The 26,885-nt window shown below is 74.5% G+C and carries 20 protein-coding genes; 6 read left to right on the top strand and 14 right to left on the bottom strand.

Annotation, left to right across the window (positions count from 1 at the left end; translation table 11 throughout):
* Positions 1-19: 19 nt before the first annotated feature.
* The 3 genes from ACIOHG_RS19080 to tdh form a co-directional block, all read right to left on the bottom strand.
* Complete coding sequence (locus ACIOHG_RS19080) at positions 20-940, bottom strand: LysR family transcriptional regulator (RefSeq protein ID WP_400951877.1); 921 nt, start codon at positions 938-940, stop codon at positions 20-22.
* A 233-nt stretch (positions 941-1,173) separates the two neighbouring features.
* Positions 1,174-2,364: a glycine C-acetyltransferase gene (locus ACIOHG_RS19075; protein ID WP_400951874.1), complete on the bottom strand. Its 1,191-nt coding sequence runs from the start codon at positions 2,362-2,364 to the stop codon at positions 1,174-1,176.
* Between the two features lie 47 nt (positions 2,365-2,411).
* Entirely contained in the window at positions 2,412-3,443 is a 1,032-nt protein-coding gene (gene tdh, locus ACIOHG_RS19070) for an L-threonine 3-dehydrogenase (RefSeq protein WP_400951872.1), read from the bottom strand.
* A gap of 459 nt (positions 3,444-3,902) precedes the next feature.
* On the opposite strand from tdh, the gene ACIOHG_RS19065 reads away from it, so the two are divergent.
* Complete coding sequence (locus tag ACIOHG_RS19065; protein WP_400951871.1) at positions 3,903-5,855, top strand: fibronectin type III domain-containing protein; 1,953 nt, start codon at positions 3,903-3,905, stop codon at positions 5,853-5,855.
* A 73-nt stretch (positions 5,856-5,928) separates the two neighbouring features.
* Here ACIOHG_RS19065 and ACIOHG_RS19060 read toward each other — a convergent pair whose 3' ends face one another.
* The 3 genes from ACIOHG_RS19060 to ACIOHG_RS19050 all read right to left on the bottom strand — a co-directional run bounded on the left by ACIOHG_RS19060 (position 5,929) and on the right by ACIOHG_RS19050 (position 10,141).
* Positions 5,929-7,227, bottom strand: coding sequence for a hypothetical protein (locus ACIOHG_RS19060; protein WP_400951869.1), 1,299 nt, complete (start codon positions 7,225-7,227; stop codon positions 5,929-5,931).
* Positions 7,228-7,306: 79 nt separating this feature from the next.
* Positions 7,307-8,830 carry a serine hydrolase domain-containing protein gene (locus ACIOHG_RS19055; protein ID WP_400951867.1) on the bottom strand — a complete coding sequence of 508 codons (1,524 nt, stop codon included), beginning with the start codon at positions 8,828-8,830 and terminating at the stop codon, positions 7,307-7,309.
* 93 nt (positions 8,831-8,923) lie between these two features.
* Positions 8,924-10,141 carry an FAD-dependent monooxygenase gene (locus tag ACIOHG_RS19050; protein WP_400951864.1) on the bottom strand — a complete coding sequence of 406 codons (1,218 nt, stop codon included), beginning with the start codon at positions 10,139-10,141 and terminating at the stop codon, positions 8,924-8,926.
* 170 nt (positions 10,142-10,311) lie between these two features.
* Here ACIOHG_RS19050 and ACIOHG_RS19045 point away from each other — a divergent pair, with 170 nt between their 5' ends.
* Positions 10,312-11,313 (top strand): TetR/AcrR family transcriptional regulator C-terminal domain-containing protein, encoded by a 1,002-nt coding sequence (locus ACIOHG_RS19045; RefSeq protein ID WP_400951863.1) that lies wholly within the window; start codon positions 10,312-10,314, stop codon positions 11,311-11,313.
* Between the two features lie 57 nt (positions 11,314-11,370).
* Here the strand turns inward: ACIOHG_RS19045 and ACIOHG_RS19040 are convergent, their stop codons facing one another.
* A complete protein-coding gene (locus ACIOHG_RS19040; protein ID WP_400951860.1) occupies positions 11,371-12,165 on the bottom strand; it encodes a class II aldolase/adducin family protein in 795 nt (264 codons plus the stop codon).
* 170 nt (positions 12,166-12,335) lie between these two features.
* Here ACIOHG_RS19040 and ACIOHG_RS19035 point away from each other — a divergent pair, with 170 nt between their 5' ends.
* Positions 12,336-13,574, top strand: coding sequence for a helix-turn-helix domain-containing protein (locus ACIOHG_RS19035; protein ID WP_400951859.1), 1,239 nt, complete (start codon positions 12,336-12,338; stop codon positions 13,572-13,574).
* 7 nt (positions 13,575-13,581) lie between these two features.
* On the opposite strand, the gene ACIOHG_RS19030 is transcribed toward ACIOHG_RS19035, so the two are convergent.
* Positions 13,582-14,091: a DUF4188 domain-containing protein gene (locus ACIOHG_RS19030; protein ID WP_400951857.1), complete on the bottom strand. Its 510-nt coding sequence runs from the start codon at positions 14,089-14,091 to the stop codon at positions 13,582-13,584.
* A 99-nt stretch (positions 14,092-14,190) separates the two neighbouring features.
* On the opposite strand from ACIOHG_RS19030, the gene ACIOHG_RS19025 reads away from it, so the two are divergent.
* Positions 14,191-14,886 carry a MerR family transcriptional regulator gene (locus tag ACIOHG_RS19025; RefSeq protein ID WP_400951855.1) on the top strand — a complete coding sequence of 232 codons (696 nt, stop codon included), beginning with the start codon at positions 14,191-14,193 and terminating at the stop codon, positions 14,884-14,886.
* Positions 14,887-14,958: 72 nt separating this feature from the next.
* On the opposite strand, the gene ACIOHG_RS19020 is transcribed toward ACIOHG_RS19025, so the two are convergent.
* The 3 genes from ACIOHG_RS19020 to ACIOHG_RS19010 are packed head-to-tail and all read right to left on the bottom strand — an operon-like array spanning position 14,959 to position 18,388.
* A complete protein-coding gene (locus ACIOHG_RS19020; protein WP_400951853.1) occupies positions 14,959-15,687 on the bottom strand; it encodes a succinate dehydrogenase/fumarate reductase iron-sulfur subunit in 729 nt (242 codons plus the stop codon).
* Positions 15,684-17,627, bottom strand: coding sequence for a fumarate reductase/succinate dehydrogenase flavoprotein subunit (locus ACIOHG_RS19015; RefSeq protein WP_400951852.1), 1,944 nt, complete (start codon positions 17,625-17,627; stop codon positions 15,684-15,686). The genes ACIOHG_RS19020 and ACIOHG_RS19015 overlap by 4 nt, the downstream gene beginning before the upstream one ends.
* Before the next feature lie 29 nt (positions 17,628-17,656).
* The gene (locus tag ACIOHG_RS19010) at positions 17,657-18,388 is read right to left on the bottom strand and encodes a succinate dehydrogenase cytochrome b subunit (protein ID WP_400951850.1); all 732 of its coding nucleotides are present in this window, start codon (positions 18,386-18,388) and stop codon (positions 17,657-17,659) included.
* A gap of 84 nt (positions 18,389-18,472) precedes the next feature.
* On the opposite strand from ACIOHG_RS19010, the gene ACIOHG_RS19005 reads away from it, so the two are divergent.
* Positions 18,473-19,417 carry a LysR family transcriptional regulator gene (locus ACIOHG_RS19005; RefSeq protein ID WP_400951847.1) on the top strand — a complete coding sequence of 315 codons (945 nt, stop codon included), beginning with the start codon at positions 18,473-18,475 and terminating at the stop codon, positions 19,415-19,417.
* A gap of 145 nt (positions 19,418-19,562) precedes the next feature.
* Here the strand turns inward: ACIOHG_RS19005 and ACIOHG_RS19000 are convergent, their stop codons facing one another.
* Entirely contained in the window at positions 19,563-20,600 is a 1,038-nt protein-coding gene (locus ACIOHG_RS19000; protein WP_400951845.1) for a transcriptional regulator, read from the bottom strand.
* Between the two features lie 47 nt (positions 20,601-20,647).
* Here ACIOHG_RS19000 and ACIOHG_RS18995 point away from each other — a divergent pair, with 47 nt between their 5' ends.
* Complete coding sequence (locus ACIOHG_RS18995; RefSeq protein ID WP_400951842.1) at positions 20,648-21,553, top strand: aldo/keto reductase; 906 nt, start codon at positions 20,648-20,650, stop codon at positions 21,551-21,553.
* 47 nt (positions 21,554-21,600) lie between these two features.
* Here ACIOHG_RS18995 and ACIOHG_RS18990 read toward each other — a convergent pair whose 3' ends face one another.
* Together ACIOHG_RS18990 and ACIOHG_RS18985 are read right to left on the bottom strand one after the other, a co-directional pair.
* Positions 21,601-24,366, bottom strand: coding sequence for an AAA family ATPase (locus tag ACIOHG_RS18990; protein ID WP_400951840.1), 2,766 nt, complete (start codon positions 24,364-24,366; stop codon positions 21,601-21,603).
* A 122-nt stretch (positions 24,367-24,488) separates the two neighbouring features.
* The gene (locus ACIOHG_RS18985; RefSeq protein WP_400951838.1) at positions 24,489-26,657 is read right to left on the bottom strand and encodes a M4 family metallopeptidase; all 2,169 of its coding nucleotides are present in this window, start codon (positions 26,655-26,657) and stop codon (positions 24,489-24,491) included.
* Positions 26,658-26,885: the final 228 nt, after the last annotated feature.

The raw sequence follows: 26,885 nt of genomic DNA, 5'->3' as shown, positions 1-26,885 counted from the left end.
GCGGGGTCAGGTCGGGTGCTCAGGCCGGGCGGTCGAGGTGGGTGGCGGTGGCGGCGAGGGTGTCGAGGACGGGGCGGATCAGGGGGTGGTGCTCGGCGCCGGCGCGGGTGGCGGCGAAGACCCGGCGGGTGGCGAGGGCGCTGTCGACGGGGCGGACGGCCACGGTGGAGAGTTCGGCGCCGCGGAGGGCGGAACGGGGGACGAGGGCGACGCCCGCGCCGGCGGAGGCGAGGGCGGTGACGGCGCGGAAGTCGTCGGAGGAGTGCACCAGGCGGGGCTGGAAGCCGGCGTGCTCGCAGGCGAGCAGGACGACGTCGTGGCAGGGGTTGCCGGGGTAGGGGCCGATCCAGGGTTCGGCGGCGAGGTCGGCGACGGCGACGGGGCCGTCCCGGCCGGCCAGCGGGTGGTGCAGCGGGAGGACGGCGTCGAAGGGCTCGGCGTACAGCGGGAGCATGGTGAGCCGGCGGTCGTCGGGGCGGGGCGCGCCGCGGTACTCGACGGCGACGGCGATGTCGGCGCGGCCGTCGAGCAGCATCGGGAGGCTGGCGTCGCCCTCGGCGTCGAGGACCCGGACCCGCAGGCCGGGGGCGGTGCCGGCCAGGTCGGCTATCGCGGGGGCCAGCACGAGGGCGATGCCGGTGGCGAACGCGGCGACGGTGACCTCGCCGGCCGCGCCGGTGCTGTACGCGGCGAGGTCGGCCTCGGCGCGTTCCAGCTGGGCGAGGACGGCGTCGGCGTGGCTGAGCAGGATCTCCCCGGCAGCGGTGAGGCGGACGCCGCGGCCCGCGCGGACCAGCAGGGTGTGGCCGGTCTCCTGTTCGAGGGCGGCGAGCTGCTGGGACACCGCGGAGGGGGTCAGGTAGAGCGCGGCCGCCGCGGCGGTCACCGTCCGGTGGTCGGCCACGGCCCGGAGGGTCCGCAGCCGTCGTGCGTCGATCACGTGGTCAATTCTGCCAGGGCGGCGGAGTGCGGCGGGACGGGACGGGACAGCACGGGACGGCACGGGACGGCACGGGCAGGGGACGGCAGGGGGCGGCGCGGGCAGGAGGCGGCGCGGGGAGCCGGGTGCATCGGCTCCCCGCGCCGGACGGGGGCGCCCCCGCTGCGGGCGGGGCGTCCTCGTCGGGGAACGGCGCGGTCGAGGGTGGTACCGCGCCTTGGTCGGTGGGGCGCTCAGCCCTCCAGCGCGGCCCGGGCGTCGACGAACGCGGCGACGGCGCGCTCGACGTCCTCGGTGCTGTGGGCGGCGGAGAGCTGGACCCGGATCCGGGCGGCGCCGTGCGGGACCACGGGGTAGGAGAAGCCGATCACGTAGACGCCGCGTTCGAGCAGGAGCTCGGCGAGGCGGCCGGCCTTGGCGGCGTCGCCGACCATGACGGGGGCGATGGCGTGCTCGCCGGGCAGGATCTCGAACCCGGCCTCGGTCATCCTCGTCCGGAACAGCTCGGTGTTGGCGCGCAGCCGGGCCCGCAGGTCGTCGCTGGTCTCCAACAGGTCGAGCACGGTGAGCGAGGCGGCCGCGATCACCGGGGCGAGCGAGTTGGAGAACAGGTAGGGGCGGGAGCGCTGGCGCAGCAGCGCGACGATCTCGCGGCGGGCGGCGACGTAGCCGCCGGAGGCGCCGCCGAGGGCCTTGCCGAGGGTGCCGGTGATGATGTCGACGCGGTCCATCACGCCGTGCAGTTCGGGGGTGCCGCGGCCGGTGGGGCCGACGAAGCCGACGGCGTGCGAGTCGTCGACCATGACCATGGCGTCGTAGCGGTCGGCGAGGTCGCAGATCTCGGCGAGCGGGGCGATGTAGCCGTCCATCGAGAACACGCCGTCGGTGACGATCAGGCGGCGGCGGGCGTCCTGGGTGTCCTGGAGCTGCTTCTCCAGGTCGGCGAGGTCGCGGTTGGCGTAGCGGTGGCGGCGGGCCTTGCTCAGGCGGATGCCGTCGATGATGGAGGCGTGGTTGAGCGCGTCGGAGATGACGGCGTCGCGCTCGTCGAGCAGGGTCTCGAAGACGCCGCCGTTGGCGTCGAAGCAGGAGGAGTACAGGATGGTGTCCTCCTGGCCGAGGAACTGGGAGAGGCGCTGCTCCAGTTCCTTGTGGACGTCCTGGGTGCCGCAGATGAAGCGGACGGAGGCCATGCCGTAGCCCCAGCGGTCCAGGGCGTCCTTGGCGGCGGCGACCACGGCGGGGTGGTCGGCGAGGCCGAGGTAGTTGTTGGCGCAGAAGTTGAGCACCTGGCCGCCGGTGCCGGAGGTGACGGTGATCTCGGCGGACTGCGGGGTGCCGATGACGCGTTCCGGCTTGAACAGGCCGGCTTCGCGGATCTCGGCGAGGGTGGCGGCGAGGTCGTCGCGGACGTTCTCGAACACGGGGTGTCGCTCCTAACGAGGGATCAGCGGGCTTGCCGTCAAAGCGCTTACAGCGTCGTCCAGTCGAGGATGACCTTGCCGCAGTGGCCGCCGGCGGCCTCGTCGAAGGCGGCTTCGAAGTCCTGGGCGGCGTGCCGGCCGGTGATCACCGGGCCGAGGTCGAGTCCGCCCTCCAGCAGCACGGACATCGCGTACCAGGTCTCGAACATCTCGCGGCCGTAGATGCCCTTGATGGTGATCATCGAGGTGACGACGCGGGCCCAGTCGATCGGGAAGTCCTCGGCGGGCAGGCCGAGCATGGCGATCTTCCCGCCGTGCGTCATGTTGGCGATCATCGACTGCATGGCCTCGGGGCGGCCGGACATCTCCAGGCCGACGTCGAAGCCCTCGCGCAGGCCGAGCTTCTGCTGGCCCTCCTCGATGGTGTGCTGCGAGACGTCCAGGGCGAGCGTGACGCCGAGCTTGCGGGCCAGGTCGAGGCGGTACGGGGAGACGTCGGTGATCATCACGTTGCGGGCGCCGGCGTGCTTGGCGACGGCGGCGGCCATGATGCCGATCGGGCCGGCGCCGGTGACCAGGACGTCCTCGCCGACCAGCGGGAAGGACAGCGCGGTGTGCACGGCGTTGCCGAACGGGTCGAAGATCGCGGCGACGTCGAGGTCGACGGGGACGCGGTGCACCCAGACGTTGGAGGCGGGCAGCGCGACGTACTCGGCGAAGGCGCCGTCCCGGTTGACGCCGAGGCCGATCGTGTTGCGGCACAGGTGGCGGCGGCCGGCCAGGCAGTTGCGGCACTTGCCGCAGACCAGGTGGCCCTCGCCGCTGACCAGGTCGCCGACGGTGACGTCGGTGACGGCGGCGCCGACGGCGGCGACCTCGCCGACGAACTCGTGGCCGATGGTCATCGGGGTCCGGATGGTCTGCTGGGCCCAGCCGTCCCACTTGCGGATGTGCAGGTCGGTGCCGCAGATGCCGGTGCGCAGGACCTTGATCAGGACGTCGCCGGGGCCGATCTCGGGCTCCGGGACGTCGGTCATCCAGAGGCCGGGTTCGGCGTTCAGCTTGACGAGTGCCTTCACGGCGAGCGCTCCTGACGCAGGGTCGGTCCGGGCCTGCTGGTCGGCAGGCCGGTGGGCGGGCCTGCGCGGGCGCAGGTCCGGTCGGGCGGCCCGGCGTGCGGCGGTCACCGGCCGGGCAGGGTGAAATCTGCCTGGTCACGGCGGGTGCGGTCCATCGAGGAATTCTTAACGGGTGCCACAGCAGGGCTGAACGATCGTGCCCGAGCTGGGCCCCGGAGCCCGGCGCGGCGTGCCGGGGGACACCCGGACGGAGCAGTGGCGTCCCGTCCGGGCGGGGCGGATCGCGGCGGGTCGGCGGGGCGTCGGGCGGGTGTTGACGGAGGGTCGGCGGAGGGTGTTGACGGAGGGTCGGCGGCGGGTCCGGGTTTTGACCAAGCCTTGACATCCGCAATTGGTCCAGTCCATTTTGTAGTCCGCGCTCCCTCGCACCTCCGCCCCCAACCCCCACTGGAGGTCCCCGTGCACGCCCCCACCCGTCGCCTCACCGCGGTCGGCGCCGCCGCGCTGCTGCTGGCGACCGCCGCGGTCGCGGCCGTTCCCGGCACCGCGAGCGCCGCGAACATCCTGGTCAACCCCGGTTTCGAGACCGGCACGCTGAGCGGCTGGAGCTGCTCCGGCGGCCTCGGCTCGGTGGTCTCCACGCCCGTCCACGGCGGCGGCAAGGCGCTGGCCGCGGCGGTCAGCGCCTCCGACAACGCCAAGTGCGTGCAGACCGTCGCCGTGCAGCCCAACACTACCTACGCGCTGTCGAGTTGGGTCCGCGGCAGCTACGTCTACCTGGGCGTGACGGGCGGCGGTTCGACCTGGACGCCGGCGGCCGCCGACTGGCAGAAGCTCACCGTGTCGTTCACCACCGGCGCCGCGCAGACCACCGCCGAGGTGTACCTGAACGGCTGGTACGGGCAGGGCACGTACTACGCGGACGACGTCAGCCTGGACGGCCCGGGCGGCGGCACCCCGGACACCCAGGCCCCGACCGCGCCGACCGGCCTGACCGCGACCGCCACCGCCGCCACCCAGGTCTCGCTGAGCTGGGGCGCCGCCACCGACAACGTCGGCGTCACCGGCTACGACGTGTACAAGAACGGGACGCTGGCCACCAGCGTCACCGGCACCACCGCGACCGTCACCGGCCTGACCGCCGCCACCGCGTACACCTTCACCGTGAAGGCGCACGACGCCGCCGGCAACGCCTCGGCCGCCTCCAACTCCCTCTCGGTGACCACGAGTTCGGGCTCCGACACGACCGCGCCGAGCGCGCCGACCAACCTGGTCGCCACCGCCACCGCCGCCACCCAGGTCTCGCTGAGCTGGGGCGCGTCCAGCGACAACGTCGGCGTGACGGCGTACGACGTGTACAAGAACGGGACGCTGAACACCTCCGTCACCGGTACCACCGCGACCGTCACCGGGCTGAGCGCGTCCACCGCGTACACCTTCACGGTCAAGGCCCGGGACGCGGCGGGCAACGCCTCGGCCGCCTCCAACGCGCTCGCGGTGACCACGCCCCCGGTGACCGTGCCGAGCGGCTTCAAGCAGGCCGCGCCGTACCTGTACAACGGCTGGGGCAACCCGCCGGCCGCCGCCACCGTCATGAACGCCACCGGCATCAAGTGGTTCACGCTGGCCTTCGTGCTGGCGCAGAACGGCTGCAACCCGACCTGGGACAGCCAGCGCCCGCTGCTGAACGGCGTGGACCAGCAGACCATCAACGCGGTGCGGGCCGCGGGCGGCGACGTCGTCCCGTCCTTCGGCGGCTGGTCGGGCAACAAGCTCGGCCCGAACTGCGCCGACGCGACCGCGCTGGCCGGGGCCTACCAGAAGGTGATCGACGCCTACGGCCTGAAGGCGATCGACATCGACATCGAGAACACCGACGAGTTCGAGAACTACACCGTGCAGGACCGCATCCTGAACGCGTTGAAGATCGTCAAGCAGAAGAACCCGGGCATCCGGACCATCGTCACCTTCGGCACCGCCACCAGCGGCCCGACCGCGGACGGCAACCGGCTGATCGAGCAGTCCAAGGCGCTCGGCGCGGACATCGACGTCTTCACCATCATGCCGTTCGACTTCGGCAACGCCTCGACCGACATGTACGCCGCCACCGTCAGCGCCGCCACCGGCCTGAAGAACAAGCTGAAGTCGGTGTACGGCTGGGACGACGCCACCGCGTACGCGCACGTCGGCATCTCCGGCATGAACGGCCTCAGCGACAACAACGAGACCACCACGGTCGCCAACTGGACGGCGATCCGCGACTGGGCCAACACCAACCACCTCGCCCGGCTGGCCTTCTGGTCCGTCAACCGCGACCGCGGCTGCGCGGGCGGCGGCCTCCAGGAGACCTGCTCCGGCATCGCCCAGTCCGACTGGCAGTTCACCGCCATCACCGCCGGCTTCACCGGCTGACGCACCACCCCTCCCCCGCCGGCCCCGCCCCCACCCCACCGGGCGCGGGGCCGGCCCCTTTGCCGCCCGCGCTTCAGGGCCGCAGGTAGTGCGCCAGGTGGGCCAGGTGCTCCGGGTCCAGTTCACCGGCCCGGCGGCGCTCCCGGGCGGCGGTCCGCAGCGTCTCCTCGGCCAGGTAGCGGTAGGCGAACACCTCGGTGCTCGGGGCGCACCAGAACAGCTCCGCCGGCCCGACCGACACCAACTCGCCGTCGGGGCCGTACCGTTCGACCGGCTCCTCGGTCAGGTCCCGGGTGGAACCGACCACGGCGGAGGAGCCGTCGCGGTGCAGGTAGAGGTACTGGAGGTAGAGGCTCTGGCCCTCGCGCAGGAACGGCACCAGCCGGTCGTCCGGGTGCAGCGGGCTGGGCAGCGGCCCCGTCACGTCCGTCCGGTCGCCGCCCGCCCGGTCGAGGCAGCGGTGCAGCCGGGACCGGGTGATCAGCGCGACGAAGTCGGCCGGGAGGGCGAGGCCGTCGGGTGCCAGGGCGGCGGCGATCCGGTCGGTCACGGCGGTGCGGTGCTCCAGCGGCTCGCCGATCCCGCCGGTTCCGTCGGCTCCGTCGGCTCCGTCGGTTCCGCCCCTTCCGCCCCTTCCGTCGGTTTCCCTGAACCAGGACCAGTCGCCGGTGAAGGAGTCCTCGTCGAGCGGCGGGAGCAGGTCGAAGGAGCGACCGAAGCCGTCCTCGGGGTCGTGCGCCCACGGGTCGGCCGGCGGGTACGGGACGCCCGCGTAGCAGAACCAGCGGGCCGGGAGCCGGAGCGCCGACGGACCGTCACCGATCCACCGGTAGCCGTCGTCGGGGCCGTTCCGGCCGGTCGGGCGGGTCTCCAGGACGCGGGTGCGCGGGCTCCACGCGACGGCGGGCAGCACCAGGTCGGGGCGGCCGAGTTCGTCCGGCGGCACCACCCGGTCCGGGTCGTCCAGCGGGTCGGGCTCCGGCGGCGGGGCCAGCAAGTCCCCGTAGCCCTTGCGCAGTTCCGCCGGCCAGCGGGCGTCCACGGCCAGCGCCTCGGACCGGCAGTCCGGGCACTCCTCCGCGTCGTACCCCCACCCGCCGTACGGGGAGCCGGCCAGGTCGGGCCGTTCGATGCCGCACAGCGTCCGCCCCCGGCCGCTGTACGCGTGCCGCCCCGCGTCCGGCAGCAGGTCCGAACAGGCCCGCTCCCAGCGCAGGTCCCACGGGACGTACGGCTGCCGACTCACCGTCAGCCCGGGCCCGTGCCGGGTCACCTTCGCCCGGCACCACCCGCACTCCCAGCACTCCCGCCACCACCGACCGGGCGGCACGTCCCACCGCTCCATCGCCCGCCCGCACACGTCACAGCTCACGCCGGGCATCCTGCCACCCCGCCCCGGCGGCGCAGGACGGACCGGGCCACGGTTCGCATGCGCCTGATGGGCAGGGTGGTCAGGCGACGTCGGGGCGGGTCATCAGGGGGGTGCGGAGGTGGAGTTCGAGGCGGGGGCCGGTGAGGGGGACGGTGGTCCAGGTGGCTCGGGCGGTGGCGGTGGTGGTGTCGACGGTGAGGCGGACCCGGTGGGGGGTGGTGATCGGGCAGAGGTCGGCGGTGAAGGTGTCGCCCTGCCAGGCGCCGGTGGCGAGGACGGGGCGGCCGAGCGGGGCGCTCTCCTGCCAGGTGGTGCGGCCGACGGCGAGGGTGAGGGTGGTGCCGGTGTCGGGGAGCGGGCCGATCCGGAGCTGCCAGCCGTCCGGGGCGGGGGCGAGGTGCACGGGGGTCGCGGCGGGCAGTGCGGATTCCTCGGTGGCGGGGCCGAGTCGGGCGTCGGCGGTCCGGCCCGGGGCGGGCGCGCCGGTGGGTACGGGCAGGGCGAGCCGGTGGAGGCGGTCGGCCAGGACCCGGTCCGCGCGGGTGCCGTCCGGGTGGCCGAGGCCGGGCAGCAGGCACTCCCAGAGGGCGTCGAGCACCTGTTGGGCGTCCGTCTGGGCGGTCACCGCGACCACCAGGTCGTACTCGGGCACCACCACGCACTGCTGTCCGAAGGCGCCGTGGCCGTGGTAGCCGTGCCGGGACCGCCAGAACTGGTAGCCGTAGCCGCGGGCGAAATCGGGGTCGGCGGCCCCGGCCCGGTAGGGCGTGCAGTCGACGTGCCGCCGAGTGGCGCGCTCGACCCAGGCGCGCGGGAGGAGTCGGCGCCCGCCCCACCGGCCGCCGCGGCGCAGCAGTTCGCCGAACGCGGCGACGGCCTCGGTGGTGAGGTGCAGGCCGTGGAAGCCGAAGGCCGCGCCGCTGCCGACCCGGTCCCACTCGGCGGGGCCGATGCCCATCGGGGCGAACAGTCGCTCGTCCAGGAACTCCGGGAGGCCGCGGCCGGTGACCCGTTCGACCATCCGGGCCAGGACGAAGGTGGTCGCGTTGTCGTAGGTGTGCCGCGTCCCCTCCGCCGCGGTGAACGGCAGCGACAGGAAACCCCGCACCAGGTCGGCGGGTTCGCGTTCCCACGCCTCGGCGAGGGTGTCGGCCGGGTGTCCGGCGGTCATGGTCAGCAGGTGGTGGACGGTGAGCCGGCGGGCCTGGGCCGGGGCGCCGGCCGGGACGTGGTCGGGCAGCACGTCCACCACCCGGTCGTCCGGTGAGAGCAGCCCGTCGGCGACCGCGAGGCCGACCGCGACCGAGGTGAAGGACTTCGTCAACGAGTAGAGCAGGTGCGGGCGTTCGGCCGAGTACGGGGCCCACCAGCCCTCGGCGACCACCGCGCCGCGGTGCACGATCATCAGCGAGTGGCACTCGACGGAGCGCGCTTCGAGCCGGTCCAGCAGCGCGCCGACCGCCCGGGCGGAGAGGCCGGACGCGCTCGGGGTGCGGCGCGGCAGCAGCGGCATCGGCACCGTCACCGGCACCGGCACCGGCACCGGAGGCGACTTCGGTGACGGTGACGGCGACACCGGCAGCGGCAGCGGCAGGACGGGCATCGGGGCGGCTCTCCGTCGGGGGCGCGGGCCCCGGCATGCTACGGGCGGCCCCGCTCCGGGAGCCACGGGTTTTCCGGTGCGGCGGCCGGCCCATCATCCTCGCGGGAGGGCGAACTCGGTGGCGTAGTCGGGGAGTTCGACCTCGGAGGCTTTGGCGACCTGGGCCTCCATGAGGCGGCGCAGCGGCCAGCGGGTCATCCAGCGCATGGAGGCGGCGCGCAGGCGGATCATGGCGGCGCTGCCTGGGGCGTAGCCGGTCATGCCGCCCGGGGGGAGTTCGCGGGCCTTGGCGGCGTAGGGCTGCATGCGGTGCTGGTAGGTGGCGTAGGCGGTGGTGAAGTCGCCGCGGGCGGCGGCGAGTTCGCCGGCCAGCAGGTAGGCGCCGACCAGGGCGAGGCTGGTGCCGAGGCCGGTGAGGGGGGTGGGGCAGCAGGCGGCGTCGCCGATCAGGGCGGTGCGGCCGCGGGTGAAGTCGTTCAGGCGGACCTGGCCGAGGGATTCGAAGTAGAAGTCGTCGGCGTCGGCCATCGCGGCGAGCAGGCGGTCGGTCTCCCAGCCGGCGCCGGTGAACTTCTCGGCGAGCAGGCGCTGTTGGGCGGCGCGGTCGCGGCGGTCGTAGGCGATCGGGGCGGAACGGAAGCTGAGTCCGGCCTTGGTCTCACCGGGGAGGCGGCCGGGCCGGGCGGTGGCGACCAGGCCGCCGGGGGCGTTGTACATCAGGAACCAGCCGTCGAGGTCCAGTTCGGTGCGGGCGGTGAACCAGGCGGTGTAGCCGCCGATCGGGACGACGAGTTCGCTCTCGGGGCCGAAGGCGAGGCGGCGGGTGACGGAGTGCAGGCCGTCGGCGCCGACCACCAGGTCGAAGCGGCGGGGCGGGGCGTTCTCGAAGGTGACGTGGACGCCGTCGGCGTCCTCGGTGAGGGCGGTGATGCTGTCGTCGAAGCGGTACTCGACGTCCTCGGCGGTGGCCTCGTACAGGACGGCGGCCAGGTCGCCGCGGAGGATCTCCAGGTCGGAGACGATGCCTTCGCCGCCGAAGAGTTCGGTGGGCAGCCGGGCGGTGTGCCGGCCGTCGCGGTCGACCAGGGCGATGCCGCGCTGGTCGACGGCGAGTTCGCGGACCCGGTCGAGCAGTCCCATCCGGGTGATCACGGTGCGGCCGGCGCCGCGCAGGTCGACGGTCTGGCCGCCGGGCCGGGGGGCGGGGGCGCGCTCCACCACGACGGGGCGGAAGCCTGCCTTGCGTAGCCAGTACGCCAGGGCCAGGCCGGCGATTCCGCCGCCCGAGACGAGGATGTCGGTGTTCTCCATGGCTCTGAATGTACGGCGTACGCAGTGCACTGGTCAAGCAGGAAAAGCAAGGCAGTTGGGGGTCGCGCACTAGTGCACTAGTGCGGTGGCGGGCGGCCCCGCCCTGGTGTCGCGACCGTCCCGGCAGCTAGCATGGGCCGCACTGGTGCACTAGTGCGGAGGTGGGGCGGGTGGACCGCTACGAGCAGATCGCGGCCGAACTCGGGGAGCGGATCGGGCGCGGCGAGCTGCGCCCCGGCGACCGGGTGCCGTCCACCCGGGAGATCACCCGGCGGTGGGGCGTGGCGATGGCCACCGCCACCAAGGTGCTCGCCGAGCTGCGCACCCGGGGCCTGGTGCGGGCCGTCCCGGGCGTCGGCACGGTGGTCGCCGAGCACCCGCCGGGCGCCGACTCCCCCGACTCCCCCGGCGGCCCGGCGCCCCGGCCCGCCGCGCGTCCGGCCCCGGCAGCTGCGGCGGCCCCGGCAGCCGGGGCAGCCGCACCGCCCCGGCGCCCGGCCGTCGACGGCGGTCTGACGGCGGACCGGATCGTCACGGCGGCGGTCGCCGTCGCCGACGCGGAGGGCCTGGAGGCGCTGTCGATGCGCCGGGTAGCGGCCGAACTCGGCGTCGCCACCATGTCGTTGTACCGGCACGTGCCGGACAAGGATGGCCTGGTCGAGCGGATGATGGACCGGGTCTTCGGCGAGCTGCGGTTCTCCCCCGCCGAGACGGCGCTGCCCTGGCGGCCCCGGCTGGAGCTGGCCGCGCACCGGTTCTGGGCGCTCTGCCGGGCGCACCTGTGGCTGGCGTCCGCACTGTCGGTGACCCGCCCCCAGCCGCTGCCCAACGCGCTCCCGTTCGGCGAGTGGGTGCTGTCCGCGCTGGTCGGCGCCGGGCTGGCGCTGCAGGACGTGCTGACCGCCTACCTGACGCTGGTGAACTACATCCGCGGCACGGCGTTGAACCTGGAGCTGGAGGCCGCCGCGGAGGCCGCCACCGGGCAGGACGCGGAGGCCTGGATGGACCAGCAGGAGCCGCGCTACACCGAGCTGGTGGCCGGCTTCCCGACCTTCCGCCGACTCACCGAGGAGGGCTACGACTTCGACCTGGACGGCCTGTTCGAGTTCGGCCTGCAGCGCCAACTCGACGGCCTGGCCGTCCTGGTGGAGCGGACGGCCGAGCCGGGGTGAGACCGTGCGGGGCGGTCACCGGGGTTGTCACCGGGATGGGACCGTGCGGGGCGGCAGTCAGTCGAACAGGTCGGGCTGCTCGCGGACGATCTGGTCGTGCAGCGGCTGGTAGTTGACCCAGCCGGCCAGGTCGCTGCCGATCTGGCGGTACGTCAGGGCGGCGTTCTCCGGGGAGATCGGGACGGGCGTCCCGGCGGCCTGGGCGAGCAGCTGGACCTGGCAGGAGCGCTCCATGGTGATGAACCACCAGGCGGCGGCGTCCACCGTGCTGCCAACGGTGAGCAGGCCGTGGTTGCGCAGGATCAGCGCCTTGCGGGAGCCGAGCGCGGTGGCGATCCGCTCGCCCTCCTCCAGGTCGGTGACCAGGCCGGTGTAGTCGTCGAACAGGGCGTGGTCCTGGTAGAAGGCGCAGACGTCCTGGGTGATCGGCTCCAGGGTGCGGCCCAGCGCGGAGAGCGCCCGGCCGTGGGTGGAGTGGCTGTGCGCGGCGGCGACGGCGTCCGGGCGGGCCCGGTGGATCCGGGAGTGGATGACGAACGCGGCCTGGTTGACGGGGTAGCGGCCCTCGACCACGGTGCCGTGGTGGTCGACCAGCACCAGGTCGCTGACCTTGACGTGCTTGAAGGACATCCCGAACGGGTTGACCCAGAAGTGGTCGGTGCGCTCGGGGTCGCGGGCGGTGATGTGCCCGGCCACGCCCTCTTCGAAGCCGAGCTTGCCGAAGATCCGCAGTGCGGCGGCCAGCCGCTCCTTGCGGTGGCGGCGCTCCTCCTCGACGGTGGCGAAGCTCGGCGGGAGGCGGAAGACCAGATCGGCGGGCAGCCGGTCGAGGATCGACTCGGTGTCGGACATGGCGGCTCTCCTCTGGGTGTGCGGAAGGGTGCCGGTGTCGTCCCGGCGGGCCAAGCTCAGCAGAGCGGTGGCGCCCGGCCTAGGCTGTGGGCGCCCAAGACGGACGGGGCGGATTGTCCGCCGGGGACAACCATGGGACAACCAGGGGACAACCACGGGAGGCGGGTGCGGTGGACGGCGCGGCGGGCGGCACGGACGGCATGGCGGACGGTTTCGTGCGGCTGGTGGCGGGCCGGACCGCCGACCCGGAGGTGCTGGCGGCGGCGGTGCGGGCCGCCCGGGCGGCGTCCGGACTGGTCGCGGGGCTGCCGGAGGGCGAGGTGCGCCGGCACACCCGGGCGCTGCTGGACGGGGTGCGCACTGCGCTGGAGGCGGGCGGCGAGGTGGACGCGGGGGTGCTCGCGGCGGCGGCGCTGCTGGGCTCGGACCGGGCCCGGCAGGGAGTGCCGGTGGCGGCGCTGCTGGACGGGTTCCAGGCGGGCCGCGCGCACCTGGTGGAGTCGGTGGTCGCGGCCGGACGGCGGGCCGGCGTCCCGGCGGACGACCTGCTGGACGGGGTGACCCGGATCGACCGGATCAGCACCGCACTGGCCCGGCGGATGGTGCAGGCGCACCGGGAGGCCGAGCTGGAGTCGGCCCGCACCGCCCGGGAGGGCGCGGTGCTGGCGCTGCGTCAACTCCTGCACGGGGAGGCATTGCAGGCCCTGCCGGGGGTGCTGTCGGCGGCGGGGCGCTACCACTGCGTGGTGACGGCGGTCGGCGACCCGGCGGCGGCCGGGCCGCTGGAGCGGGTGCTGTCGGCGGCGGGGCCGGGCCTGTGCGGGTTCGTGGACGGGCGGCTGACGGCATTGGTCGCCCCCGTACCGAACGCTGCCGTCCCGGTCGCCGCCGTACCGGTCGCTGCCGCATCGAACGCTGCCGCGTCGGGGGCGTTCGGGCCGGAGGCGTCCTGGTCGGCGGTGCTGCCGGTGGACGGTCCGCTCGCGGTGGTGACGCCGGCCGCGCCGCCCGAGGGGCTGGCGCCGCTGTACGCGCTGGCCCGGGAGGCGTTGCGGGCGGCCGAGGAGGCGGGGCTGGCGGGGCCGCACCGGCTGGCCGACCTGGCGCTGCTGACGGCGGCGCCGACCGGGCCCGGCGGGCTGGGCGCGGTGCTGGCGGCCGAGCTGCTGGGCGGGTTGGACCGGTCCGACGCCTTCCACCGCGAGCTGGCGGCCACCGCGCTGGCCCAGCTGGCGCACGGCGGCGGCCCGGAGCGGACGGCCGCCGCGCTGCACGTGCACGCCAACACGGTGAAGTACCGGCTGCGGCGGCTGCGCGAGCTGACCGGCGCGGACCCGTTCGCGGGCGGGGTGGAGCGGGCCGCGCACTGGTGGTGGGCGCTGCGCTGCTGGCTGGCCGGCCCGTCCTGACGCCTCGTCACTCCCCGGCGGGGGCGGGCGCGGTTCCGTGCGCGAAGCGGTCGCGGGCGGTGCGGCCGCGCCGTTCGGCGGGGACGGTGCCGGTGGCGGCGCCGAGGCCGTAGGGCGGCATGTCGCCGTACAGGGACTCGTAGTTGCCGGGCGGGACGACGTAGGTCTCGTGCCAGATGCCGACGTGGCGGCGGCCCAGCCGTTCGAAGCGGTGGATCGTCCCCCAGGAGCGGCGGTGCAGCTTCTCGGGGGCGCCGGCGTAGGCGAGCAGCTTCTCGGCGGACTCCCAGTACTGGACCACGTAGTAGGTGCGCGGGGAGCCGGTGAGGAGCTGGAAGTGCAGCAGGCCGGAGGCGGGGTCGCGGGAGAGTTCGCGCAGCATCCGCGGCATGCCGAGGAAGACGGGCAGCCAGTGGTGGGGCGCCCAGAAGTGGTTGATCCGCATGCCGATCAGGAAGACGACGACCTCGCCCTCGGCGGCGGCGGTGGTGCGGCCCGGCAGTGGTTTCGTGAACATGGCGGCCCCCTCGTCGGAGCACCCCGTGGTGGGATGTCCCTACTCTTCAGTTGCTCACTTTCTTGGATAGTGGCACTCACCAATGGAGGACACAAGAGGATGCGCCTGGCGGACCTGGGCGAGCGCAGCGGCGTCCCGCTCGCCACCGTGAAGTACTACCTGCGCGAGGGGCTGCTGCCGCCCGGGCAGCGGGTCAGCGCCACCCGGGCCGAGTACGACGAGTCGCACCTGCGGCGGCTGCGGCTGGTGCGGGCGATGATCCAGGTCGGGCGGCTCCCGGTGGCCACCGTGCGCGAGGTGCTGGCGCACGTGGACGACGAGTCGCTGGGCACCTCGATCCGGCTGGGCGCGGCGCTCTGGGCGCTGCCGCACTCCGCGGGCGGGTCCGAGCAGGAGGCGGGCCCGGCAGCGGGCCCGGCGGCGGAGCCCGCGGAACCCGAGCAGGCCGACCCGGCGCGGGCCGCCGCGGACGCGCTGGTCGGGGAGCTGCTGGCCGAACTCGGCTGGGACGCCGCCCGGGAGATCGGCGGCCTGTCCCCCGCGCACCGCGCCCTGGTCGCCGCGCTGGCGACGCTGCACCGGCTCGGCTACGCGTTCACCGCCGCCGACCTGCTGCCGTACGCCCGCACCATGGAGCAGGCCGCCGGGCACGACCTGGACCGGATGGAACAACTCCCGGACACCCGCGCCCGGGTCGAGTACGCGGTGGCCGGCGCGGTGCTCTTCGAACCGGTCCTGCTCAACCTCCGCCGGATCGCCCAGGCCGAGCAGTCGACCCGCCGCTACGGCATCTGACGGACCGTCAGGTCACTGGTGACCGGCTGCGGTCAGCTGCGGTCAGCTGCGGTCAGCTGCGGTCAGCTGCGGTCAGCTGCGCAGGAACTCCCGGTTGAGGCGGGCGATGCCGGTCAGCGGGATGCCCTTGGGACAGGCGGTGGCGCATTCGCCGGTGTTGGTGCAGCCGCCGAAACCCTCGTCGTCCATCGCGCCGACCATGTCGCGGACCCGGGAGGCGCGTTCGGGAGCGCCCTGCGGGAGGACGTTGAGGTGGACGACCTTGGCGGCGGTGAACAGCATCGCGGAGCCGTTGGGGCAGGCGGCGACGCAGGCTCCGCAGCCGATGCACTCGGCGTGTTCGAAGGCCAGGTCGGCGGCCTCCTTGGGGACGGGGGTGGCGTGGGCCTCGGGGGCGGAGCCGGTGGGGGCGGTGATGTAGCCGCCGGAGCCGATGATCCGGTCGAGGGCGGAGCGGTCGACCATCAGGTCGCGGACGACGGGGAAGGCGCCGGCCCGCCAGGGTTCGATGTCGATGGTGTCGCCGTCGTCGAAGTGCCGCATGTGGAGCTGGCAGGTGGTGGTGCGTTCGGGGCCGTGCGCCTGGCCGTTGATGACCATGCCGCAGGCGCCGCAGATGCCTTCGCGGCAGTCGTGGTCGAAGGCGACCGGGCGTTCGCCGCGCAGGATGAGTTCCTCGTTGAGGGTGTCGAGCATCTCCAGGAAGGACATGTCCGCGCTGATCCCGGAGACCCGGTACTCGGTCATCTCGCCCGGGGTGTCCGGGCCTTGCTGGCGCCAGATGCGCAGGGTGAGGTTCACGCGTAGCTCCGCTGGGTGGGGTGGACGTGCTCGAAGACGAGCTCTTCCTTGTGCAGGACGGGGGCGGTGCCGGTGCCGGTGAACTCCCAGGCGGCGGCGTAGCCGAACTCCTGGTCGCGGCGGGCGGCTTCGCCCTCCGGGGTGGCGGACTCGGTGCGGAAGTGGCCGCCGCAGGACTCGGCGCGGTGCAGCGCGTCCAGGCACATCAGTTCGGCGAGTTCGAAGTAGTCGACCAACCGATTGGCCTTCTCCAGCGCCTGGTTGAGTTCCTCGCCGGTGCCGGGCACCTTGATCCGGTGCCAGAACTCGTCCCGAATCTGCGGGATGCGGGCCAGTGCGCGGCGCAGTCCGGCCTCGTCGCGGGCCATGCCGCACTCCTCCCAGAGGAGTTCGCCGAGTTCGCGGTGGAAGGAGTCGGGGGTGCGGTCGCCGTCGACGGCCAGGATCAGGTTCAGCCGGTCGGCGGATTCGGCTTCCACGGCGGCGAGTTCGGGGTGGTCGGCGGGGACAGCGGGCAGCTCGGTGCGGCCCAGGTAGTCGTTCAGGGTGGGCGGCAGCACGAAGTAGCCGTCGGCCAGGCCCTGCATCAGGGCGCTGGCACCGAGCCGGTTGGCGCCGTGGTCGGAGAAGTTGGCCTCGCCGATCGCGAACAGGCCGGGGATCGTGGTCTGCAGGTCGTAGTCGACCCAGAGGCCGCCCATCGTGTAGTGGATCGCCGGGTAGATCCGCATCGGGACGGTGTACGGGTCCTCGGCGGTGATCCGCTCGTACATCTCGAACAGGTTGCCGTACTTGGCCTCGACGGCGTCCCGGCCGAGCCGGGCGATCGCGTCGGCGAAGTCCAGGTAGACGCCCTGCCCGCCGGGGCCGACGCCGCGGCCCTCGTCGCAGACCACCTTGGCGGCCCGGGAGGCGATGTCGCGCGGCACCAGGTTGCCGAACGCCGGGTAGATCCGCTCCAGGTAGTAGTCGCGCTCGTCCTCGGGGATCTGCGCCGCCGGGCGGGTGTCGCCCTTCGCCCTGGGCACCCAGATCCGGCCGTCGTTGCGCAGCGACTCGCTCATCAGGGTCAGCTTGGACTGGTGGTCGCCGGAGCGCGGGATGCAGGTCGGGTGGATCTGGGTGAAGCACGGGTTGGCGAACAGGGCGCCGCGCCGGTGGGCCCGCCAGATGGCCGTCGCGTTGGAGTTCTTGGCGTTGGTGGAGAGGTAGAAGACGTTGCCGTAGCCGCCGGTGGCGAGCACCACGGCGTCCGCGGTGTAGGAGCGGATCTCGCCGCTGACCAGGTCGCGGGCGACGATGCCGCGGGCCCGGCCGTCGACCACCAGCAGGTCGAGCATCTCGGTGCGCGGGTGCAGCTCGACGTTCCCGGCGGCGACCTGCCGGGACAGCGCCTGGTAGGCGCCGAGCAGGAGTTGCTGCCCGGTCTGGCCGCGGGCGTAGAAGGTGCGGGAGACCTGGACGCCGCCGAAGGAGCGGGTGTCGAGCAGGCCGCCGTACTCGCGGGCGAACGGGACGCCCTGGGCCACGCACTGGTCGATGATCTCGACCGAGACCTCGGCGAGGCGGTGCACGTTGGACTCGCGGGCCCGGAAGTCGCCGCCCTTGACGGTGTCGTAGAACAGCCGGCGCACCGAGTCGCCGTCGTTGCGGTAGTTCTTGGCGGCGTTGATGCCGCCCTGCGCGGCGATCGAGTGCGCACGTCGCGGCGAGTCCTGGAAGCAGAACTGGACGACGCGGTAGCCCTGTTCGGCGAGTGTGGCACCGGCCGCGCCGCCGGCCAGGCCGGTGCCGACCACGATCACGGTGTGCTTGCGGCGGTTGGCGGGGTTGACCAGCTTGGCCTCGAACCGCCTTTGTTCCCAGCGCTGTTCGATCGGCCCGGCGGGGGCGGCGGTGTCGGTGACCGGCGCACCGAGGGTGTAGTCGAGGTAGCTCATTGCCGTGCTCCCGGTGGGGTGGTGGGGGTTCATCGGACCAGTCCGGTCATCACGGCGACCGGCACCGACAGGAACCCGGCGGTCAGCAGCAGCGCCAGCCCGTTCGCGGCGAGCTTCAACGCCCGGTCGCGGCGCGGGTTGTTGACGCCCAGGGTCTGCGCGGCGCTCCAGAAGCCGTGCCGCACGTGCAGGCCGAGCGCCAGCATCGCCAGGCAGTAGATCGCGCCCGAGTACCAGGTCGAGAACGAGGCCACGATGTTCTGGTACGGGTGGCCCTCCTCGGCGGCCGGATTCACCGTGAGGGTGGTCAGGTCGAGGAGGTGCCAGACGACGAACAGCCCGAGGATCACCCCGCCCCACCGCATCGTCCGGGTCGCGTACGTGGCCCGCTGCCGCCGGTGCGCGTACTTGACCGGACGGGCCTTCAGGTCGCGGCGGGAGAGCTGGTAGGCGGCGGTGCCGTGGGCGAGCACGGCCGCGAGCAGGACCAGCCGGGCCAGCCAGAGGAACCAGCCGTGGTGCAGGAAGGGCTCGCCGATGGTGCGCAGCCAGTGCGCGTAGCCGTTGATGTCGTCCGGGCCGAAGAACACCTTGAGGTTGCCCAGCATGTGGGCGACCAGGTAGGCCAGCATCAGCAGGCCGCTGACCGCCATCACCGCCTTCTTGCCGACGGAGCTGCGCCACAGCGACGCCAGGGAGGACGGGTGCCGGCCGGGGGCGGCGGTCCGGGTCGTCCGGTTCGTCCGGGTAGCAGGAGCCATGACCATGACCGTAGGCCGGGCGCGTCGGGGGTGTCCAAGACATGAAAACGCCGCTGGTGATAGGTCATGCCTATGATGGCTGGTGTGCAGTTGCAGCAGCTCGCCTACTTCGTCGCGGTCGCCGACGCCCGGCACTTCACCCGGGCCGCCGAGGCCAGCCACGTCTCGCAGCCCTCGCTCTCCCAGCAGATCCGTGCGCTGGAACGGGAGTTGGGCGCCGAGCTGTTCCACCGCTCGCGGGCCGGCACCACCCTGACCGACGCCGGGCAGGCCCTGCTGCCGCTGGCCCGGCGCATCCTCGCCGACGCGGACAGCGCGCGGCGGGCCGTCGCCGAGACGGTGCAGCTGCGGCGCGGCCGGGTCCGGTTCGGCGCCCCGCCCTCGCTCTGCGCCAGCCTGGTCCCGGAGGTACTGCGCGCCTACCGGGCCCGGCACCCCGGCGTTGACCTGCACCTGACCGAGGGCGGCTCCCGCGACCTGGTCCGCGACCTGGAGGCCGGCGAGCTGGACCTGGCGCTGGTCATCGCCCCCGACCCCGCGCCGTGGGCGGCGCTCGCCGTCACCCCGCTGCTGCACGAGGACCTGGTGCTGGTCGCCGCCGAGCCGCTGCCCCGCCGCCGGGCCCGGATCACCGACCTGCGCGGCCGGGGCCTGGTGATGTTCCGCGAGGGCTACGACGTCCGCGAGACCACCCTCGCCGCCTGCCGGGCGGCCGGATTCGAGCCTTCGTACGCCGTCGAGGGCGGCGAGATGGACGCCGTGCTGGCCGCCGTCCGGGCCGGGCTCGGCCCCGCCGTCGTCCCCGGCATGGTCGCGGCCAGCTCCGGCCTGCCCGCCGCGCCCTTCACCGCCCCCGGGCTGGGCCGCACCATCGCCCTCGCCCACGGCCGCGACCTCCCGCTCGGCCGGGCCGCCGCCGCCTTCCGCAGCGCGCTGCTCGCCCACCTGGCCGACGCCGACCGGGCGGGCGCGCTCCCGCCCGGAACGCGGCTGCCGGCGTTCGACCGCACTGCATCCGTCGGCCGTTGACGACCGGTCAGGTCCGGTCGGGGAGCTGCGGTCCGACCGTCCGGAGGGTCGCGCCCGGGACGCGGCCGCCGGGTCGCCGTGGTCGTCCGGCGCCGGGGAGGGGTCGTTGTCCCGACGGACCGTCACCGGGTGCGCGCCCGGGGGCTCAGGCCCCGGCGGCCGCGTCGAGCAGGGTCTCGGCGGCGGCCGTCCGGGCGTAGAGGACGCTGCGGCCGACCCGGTGGGCGGTGACCAGGCCGGCCGCGCGCAGCGCCGTCAGGTACTGGGAGACCCCGGCCGGGGAGAGGCCGGTGCGGTGGGCGAGCCGGGTGGTGGAGGCCGGGGTGTCGAGTTCGGCGAGCAGCCTGGTCCGGGAGCGGCCGAGGACGGCGGCCAGCGCCCCGGTGCCGCCGGTGGGCGCGGGGGCCCAGAGCGTGCCGGTGCCGCGCGCCGGGTAGACGAGCTGCGGCGGGTCCGGCGGGGCGATCCGGGTCGGCACCCGGGCCGCCGTGAAGACCGACGGCACCAGGACCAGCCCGGGCCCGGCCGTCGGCCGGGACAGCGCCTTGGGCCAGCGGGTCAGGTGCAGCGCCTCGCCGTCCCAGCTCACGGCGGTGTGCAGGTCGTCCAGGGCCCGGCCCGCGCCGTGCTCGGCGACCTGGCGGGCCCGGTGCAGGACGTCGGTCTCCAGCACGGCGCGGATCCGCGCCCAGTACGGGGCGAGCGCCACGTCCCAGAACGCCCGGACCTCCCGGGCCAGCCCGTCCAGGGCCGGTCCGGGGTCGTGCCGGAGCTCCCGGGCCCGGGGGCCGAGCGGCCCGCGGTGGTGCTCCAGGTGGGCGAGGTCGCGGTGCACCAGTTCCGCGGGCGCGGACCGGAGGGCCGTCAGTTCCTGTTCCAGCGTGGGGGCGTGGCCGGTGGGGGCCGGGTTCAGGAACTTCGGGTAGAACCCGTCCGGCGGGACGAGTTCGGCGAGCCGGCCGCGGTCCAGTCCGGCCGCCGCCACCCGGGGCCCGACCTGCTCGGCCCAGGCCCGGTGCACGGTCGACCCGGCCGTCCCGCCGCGCAGCAGCCGGTAGCCCGTCACCACCTGCCACATCGGCGTGACGGCGAAGCGCAGTCGGGCCAGGTCGCCCGCCGAGAAGGCCAGTTCCGCCACGCCGCTCCCCGCCCCGTCCGGTCGATTCAGTATCGATTCAGTCATGTGTGAATCATTGGCGGCCACCCTAGCGGGGCGGTGATCCTTCCGGCATGACTCCACTCCTTCCCCTCGCGGCGGCCGCCGGTACCTGGGTGCTCGGCGACCGCACCGTCCACCGGATCGGCCTGGGCACCATGCGGCTGCCCCAGCTGGGTCCGGCGCTGCGGCCCGACGCCGAGCCGCGCGACCGGGACGGCGCGATCCGCCTGCTGCGGCGGGCCGTCGACCTGGGCGTCGACCACCTGGACACCGCCGCCTTCTACTTCTCGCCGCTGCGCTCGGCGAACGAGCTGATCAGCCGGGCGCTCGGCCCGTACCCGGCGGGGCTGACCATCGCCACCAAGGTCGGGCCGGGCCGCGACCCGTCCGGCCACTGGCTGCCGCACGCGACGCCCCGTCAGCTGCGCGGCCAGGTCGAGGAGAACCTGCGGCAGCTCGGCCGCGACCACCTCGACCTGGTCAACCTGCGGATCGTCGGCACCGATTCGATCGCCGAGCGCTTCGGCGCGCTCGCCGAACTGCGGGCCGCGGGGCTGATCCGGCACCTGGGGCTGTCCAACGTCCGCCCGCACCACCTCGACGAGGCGCTGGCGGTGGCGCCCGTGGTGTGCGTCCAGAACGCTTTCGGCCTCGGGGCCTCCGCCGAGCAGCGGGCGTTCCTGCGGACCTGCGGGGAGCGCGGCATCGCCTTCGTTCCGTTCTACGCGATCGCGGGCGAGGGGCGCACCACCGGGCGCACCGGCCCCGAGCCCGCCGCCGTCCGGGCCGTCGCCCGCCCGCACGGCGCGAGCCCCGCGCAGGTCCGCCTCGCCTGGACCCTGCACCAGGGTCCGCACGTCCTGGCCATCCCGGGCACCGGCGACCCCGCCCACCTGGCCGAGAACCTGGCCGCGGGCGCCCTGCGGCTGAGCCCGGCCGAACTCGCCGCCCTGGACGCCGTTCCCGGGCCGGGCTGACGGGCGGTCGGTCGCGGCGGCGGGCGGGCGGGCGCGGTGGCGGGCCGTCAGTCGCGGTGGCGGGCGAGTTCGGCGCGGCCGCGGACGCCGTACTGGCGGTAGAGGCGGGTGAGGTTGGCCTCGACGGCCTTGACGGAGAGGTGGAGGGCGGCGCCGATCTCGCGGTTGGTGGCGCCGTTGCGGATCAGGGCGAGGATCTGCTGCTGGGTGGGGGTGGGGTCGGCCTCCAGGGCGTCGAGCGCGGCGAGGGCGGTGGCGGTGTGCTGCTGCCAGGGCAGGCAGGCGGCGGCGGTGTAGCGGGCGTGCGCCTCCTGGAGGGCGGTGCGGGCGGCGGCGCGGCGGCGGGAGCGGCGTTCCAGGTGGGCCAGCGCCAGGTGGGCGCGGGCGAGTTCGAGCGGGTAGGGGTGGGTGTCGGGGAGCAGCGCCCGCAGGGTGTCGGCGGCCCGGCGGGGGTCGGTGGCGGCGGCGAGGTGGGCCTCGGCGCGATGCAGGCCGAGCAGGACGACGTCGCGGCCGAGCCGGCCGGCGCGTTCGCGGGCGTCGGCGAGGACGGCGGCCGCCTCCTCGTGGCGGCCGGAGAGGGTGAGCGCCTCGGCGAGGTCGGCGTCGACCAGGAACAGCGCGGGGTCGTGGAACTCCATCCGGCGCAGCTGGGCCAGGCAGCGGGTGAGGTGGTCGGCGGCGGCGGGGTGGTGGCCGCGCAGGAGTTCGACCCGGCCGCGCAGGCCGTGGGCGTAGGCGAGCCATTCGTGGTCGTGGTCGTCCTCGGCGGCGCGGATCGCGGAGTCGAGGAGCCGGGCGGCGCGTTCGGCGGTGCCGCCGTTGAGTTCGGCGGCGCCGCCGAGGACGCGGGCCGGCCCCGGGCTGGGTTCGATGCGTTCGCGCAGGTCGTGGGCGGCGCGGCCGGCGGCGAAGGCGTCGGCGCAGCGGCCGGCGCGTTCGTAGACGGAGGCGGCGATGTAGAGGACGTTGGCGAGGTCCTCGGTGCGGCCGGCGGCCTCGACCCGGTCGCGCAGGGTCTCGACCTCGTCGAGGGCGCGGGGCAGGTCGCCGGTGCGCAGGGCGGCGATGGCCAGGCCCTGGTGGCAGAAGACGGCGGCGGCGGTGAGCGGGCGGCCGGCGGCGAGGCGGGCGCCGCGTTCGAGCTGGGCGAGGCCGCGGGCGGGGTCGGTGAGCAGGGTGATGGGGGCGCGCTGGGCGAGGAGTTCGACCAGCAGGTCGGGGTCGTCGGCGTGGTCGGCGTGCTTCTCGGCGGTTTCGAGTTCGGCCATGCCGGTGGCCCGGTCGCCGTGGTGCAGGGCGCGGACGGCGCGTTCCTGGTGGACGGCGGCGGTGAGGGCGGGGTGGCCGCCGGTGTCCTCGGCGGCGGCGGCGAGCAGGGGTTCGGCGCCGGGGTGGTCGGGGCCGAGCAGGCGGGCGAGCAGCAGCCGGGCGTGCACCCGGATGTCGGCGGCGGGGGCGGTGGTGAGGCGTTCGGCGCAGGAGCGGGCCAGGTCGGGCAGGCCGGCGGCGGCGGCGTTGCGGGCGGCGGCGAGCAGGCGGCGGCCGGCGGCGTCGGGTTCGGGGGTGTGGTCGGCGGCGAGGCGGAGCAGTTCGGCGGCGGTGCCGGGGGCACCGCGGGTGAGGGCGGCGTCGGCGGCGCGGGCGAGCCGGGAGGCCAGCCGGGGGTCGGGGCGGTCGGTGGCGAGGGCCTGGTGACGGACCTGTTCGACGGGGTCGGCGGTGAGGGTGGACAGCAGCCGGTGGGCGGCGTGCAGGTCGTCGGGGTCGGCGTCGGCGAGCAGCACCTCGGCGACCAGGGGGTGACTGAACTGGGGCGTGCCGCTGGGGGTTTGGCGGATGACGCCGTGGCGGCGGGCGGCGGCGAGGGCTTCGGTGACGGCGGCGGGCAGGTCGGTGCCGGGGCGGGCGGCGGCCAGGACGGTGAGGGACTGCCGGGCGGAGTCGGGGAGTTCGCCGATCCGGGCGGAGACCAGGGCGCGCAGCCGGTGCGGGACGTCGAGCGGGCGGGCGGGGTCGGCGGCGAGCGCGGCCTCGCTGCCCCCGGCGGCCAGTGAGCGGCCCAACTCCAGCGCGTAGTAGGGGTTTCCGCCGCTGACCCGGTGCACCCGGGTGAGGGTGAGGCCGCTCAGCCGGAGGCCGAGGCGTTCGCGCAGCAGGGCGCCGGTGCCGCGTTCGCCGAGCGGGCCGACCGGGATCTCGCGGGCGGCGGGCGGGCAGAGCCGTCCCATCGCGGGTTCGGCGTCGGTGTGTTCGGTGCGTTCGGTGACGGCGAAGCGGACGGGCCGGTCGGTCAGTCGGCGGGCGGCGAAGGCGATGACCTGGCGGCTGGCCTCGTCGAGCCACTGGGTGTCGTCGAGCAGGACGAGCACGGGGCCGCGCTGGGCGAGGCGGCGCAGTGCCTCCAGGACGGCGACCCGGACGGCGAGCGGGTCGGTGGGGGTGCCGGGGGCGGGGGCGCGGTGCAGCAGGGCGCGTTCGAGGGCCTGCCGGAGGTGGTCGGGGAGGTCCTCGGCGAGGCCGGGGAGGGCTTCGCCGAGGAGGTCGATCAGCGCCAGGTGGGGGAGGTCGGCCTCGGCCGCGGTGGGGCTGCTGCGCAGCACCGACTCCCCGGTGGTGTCGGCGTGTTGGGCGAGCGCGTCGAGCAGGGCGGTCTTGCCGATGCCGGCCGGTCCGTGCAGCAGGACGCCGCCGGTGGCGGTGAGGGCGGCGCGGATCTCGGCGAGCAGGTTCGCACGGTCGACGAGCGGGAGCCCGGTCGGGTCCGCCGGGGTGGTGGCGGACCCGACCGGGCCGGTGTGGATGCCGGTCATGGCGGTCAGTGTGCCGCCTCCGCCCCGGCTGCGCGAGGGTGTCGCATGAACACGACACCTCCGCGATCTCCCGTTAAGCCCCCCTTAAGGATCGGCCGCGGGGGCCGGTCCCTGACGGTGCGTCAGCCGAGGGCGACGTCGTCGAGCAGGAAGGTGGTCGCCAGGTAGGCGTCCTCCTGGCCGGCGAACTCCAGGCTGACGGTCTGGCCGCGGTAGGCGGACAGGTCGACGGTCTTCTGCACGTACCCGGCGCTGGCGTTGGCGTTGGAGTAGGTGGCCAGGGTGGTGCCGTTGACGTTGACCTTCAGCGTGTCGTAGACGGTGGAGCCGGACTCGGCGGTGGTGACCTTCAGCCAGAAGGTGAGCTTGGGCGAGCCGGTGGCCGGGACGGCGATGTTGTTCTGCGACAGCGACTCGGTGGCGGCGCTGCCGTAGCCCATCATCCAGGCGTACCAGGAGCCGCCGTGCGCCTGCTGCTGGGTGGAGTTGGTGATGTCGTTGGCGCTCTGCGTCCAGCCGGTGGCGCCCTGCTCGAAGCCGCCGTTGGTCAGCGCGTTGCCCGGGTTGGGGTTGGTGGGCGAGGCGGTCGGGGACGGGCTGCCGGTGCCGGTCGGCGAGGGCGAGGGGGTGCCGTTGCCCGGGTCGGGCAGCGCGGTGCCGATGGAGACGGCGGCCCAGGCCTTGGAGACGATGTACCGCTCCTGCGAGTTGGCGCCGTACAGGTCGGCGGCGGCCTGCAGGGTGGCGGTGCGGGCCGCCGAGTAGTTGGTGGTGGAGGTCATGTAGGTGGACAGCGCGCGGTACCAGATCTGCGCGGCCTTGTCCTTGCCGATGCCGCCGAAGCTGTCGCCGTTGCACGGGGTGCCGTTGTGCGGCAGGCCGCCGATGGTCTTGGCGCCGGTGCCCTCGGCGGTCAGGTAGAAGAAGTGGTTGGCGATGCCGGAGGAGTAGTGCACGTCGACCTGGCCGGCCCGGCTGCTGTAGCAGGACAGCGAGGAGCCGTCGGCGGCCGGGTTGTCCATCCGGCGCAGGTAGCCGTTGCCCATGTTGAGCTTCTCGCCGATGTAGTAGTCACCGGGGTCGGTGCTGTTGCCGGCGGAGAACTCGACCATGGTGCCGAAGATGTCGGAGGTGGCCTCGTTCAGGCCGCCGGACTCACCCGAGTAGTTCAGGTTGGCGGTGGCGGCGGTGACGCCGTGGCTCATCTCGTGGCCGGAGACGTCGAGCGCGGTCAGCGGGATGTTGCCGTTCTGCGAGGAGCCGTCGCCGAACGACATGCAGAAGCACGAGTCGTCGTAGAAGGCGTTCAGCAGCTGGTTGTCGACGTGCACGTACGCCGGGGCGCCGCGGCCGTCGTTGCGGATGCCGGAGCGGTTGAAGGTGTTCTTGTAGAAGTCCCAGGTCTTGGCCAGGCCGTAGGAGGCGTCCACGGCGGCGCTCTCCCGGCTCGACGTGGAGCCGTTGCCCCAGGAGTTGGAGGACTTCGAGAAGGTCCGGGCGTTCTGCGCCGGGTTCGACTGCGGGCTGTTGTACGAGTCGTAGACGATCGTGGAGCCGTGCAGCGCGTCGGTCAGCGTGTAGCCGCTGCCGCCCTGGCTGGTCTCGATGGTGACCTGGCCGACGTTGACGCCGTTGCCGGTGCCGGAGACGCCCTGCTCCAGCTCGTACTGGTCCAGCACGGCGCCGCTGGCGGCGTCGACCAGGACGGCCTCGCGGGACTGCGCGCCCGCCTCGCCGTCGCCGGTGACGGTGGTGCGGTAGGCCAGCAGCGGGACCTTGCCGACCGCCCAGACCACCAGCTGGCTGCTGTCCAGGGTGCCGGTGCGGGCCTGCTTGACGTGCTTGGCGCTGCGCTCGGCGGTGGCCGAGGCGTCCTGGGTGCTCAGCTTCGGCGCGAGGCCGGCGACCTTGATCGCGCCCTCGTGCGCCCAGCTGGTGGAGGTGATCCGGCCGTTCTTCGCGCGGTACACCACCAGGTCGCCGCCGACCACCGGCAGGCCCCGGTAGGTGCGGTCGTAGCGCACGTGCCGGGAGCCGTCGTTGTCGACCAGGACGTCCTTGGCCAGCAGGCGCTCGTCGGAGCCGAGGCCCAGCGACTTCGCCACCGCGTCGGCCTCCCGGCCCGCCTGCTCCATGGCCGCCAGGCGGCCCACCGTGCTCATCGCCTGGAACCCGGCCCCGGACTGGGTGGTGGGGCTGGCCAGTGCGACGTTCTGCGAGCTCGCCACGAAAGCACTGCCCAGGGTGAGGGCGGCCGCGACGGCTGCCGTCAGCGCGGTCTTGCGGTTCATCGGGTTTCCTCCCGCCGGGCCGGGGTTGATGGGGGACGGCCTTCGGCTCCGATGGGGTGTGGAGCCTCGGCCGGTACGGCTCGGCGGCAGGACGCTAGGACCGCCGGGCACCCCCGCGACATGCCCTCGCCGACCCGGCAAGGGCCGGTCAAGGGTGGATCACGGGAACCCGGCGCGGACGCCCGGGGTCGCCGGGAGGGTCACCGGGGCAGGGGAAAACCGGTCGCC

The sequence above is a fragment of the Kitasatospora sp. NPDC088134 genome (assembly GCF_044741705.1).
In the GTDB taxonomy this organism is placed as follows: domain Bacteria; phylum Actinomycetota; class Actinomycetes; order Streptomycetales; family Streptomycetaceae; genus Kitasatospora.
This window is presented reverse-complemented; position numbering and strand designations above follow the sequence as displayed.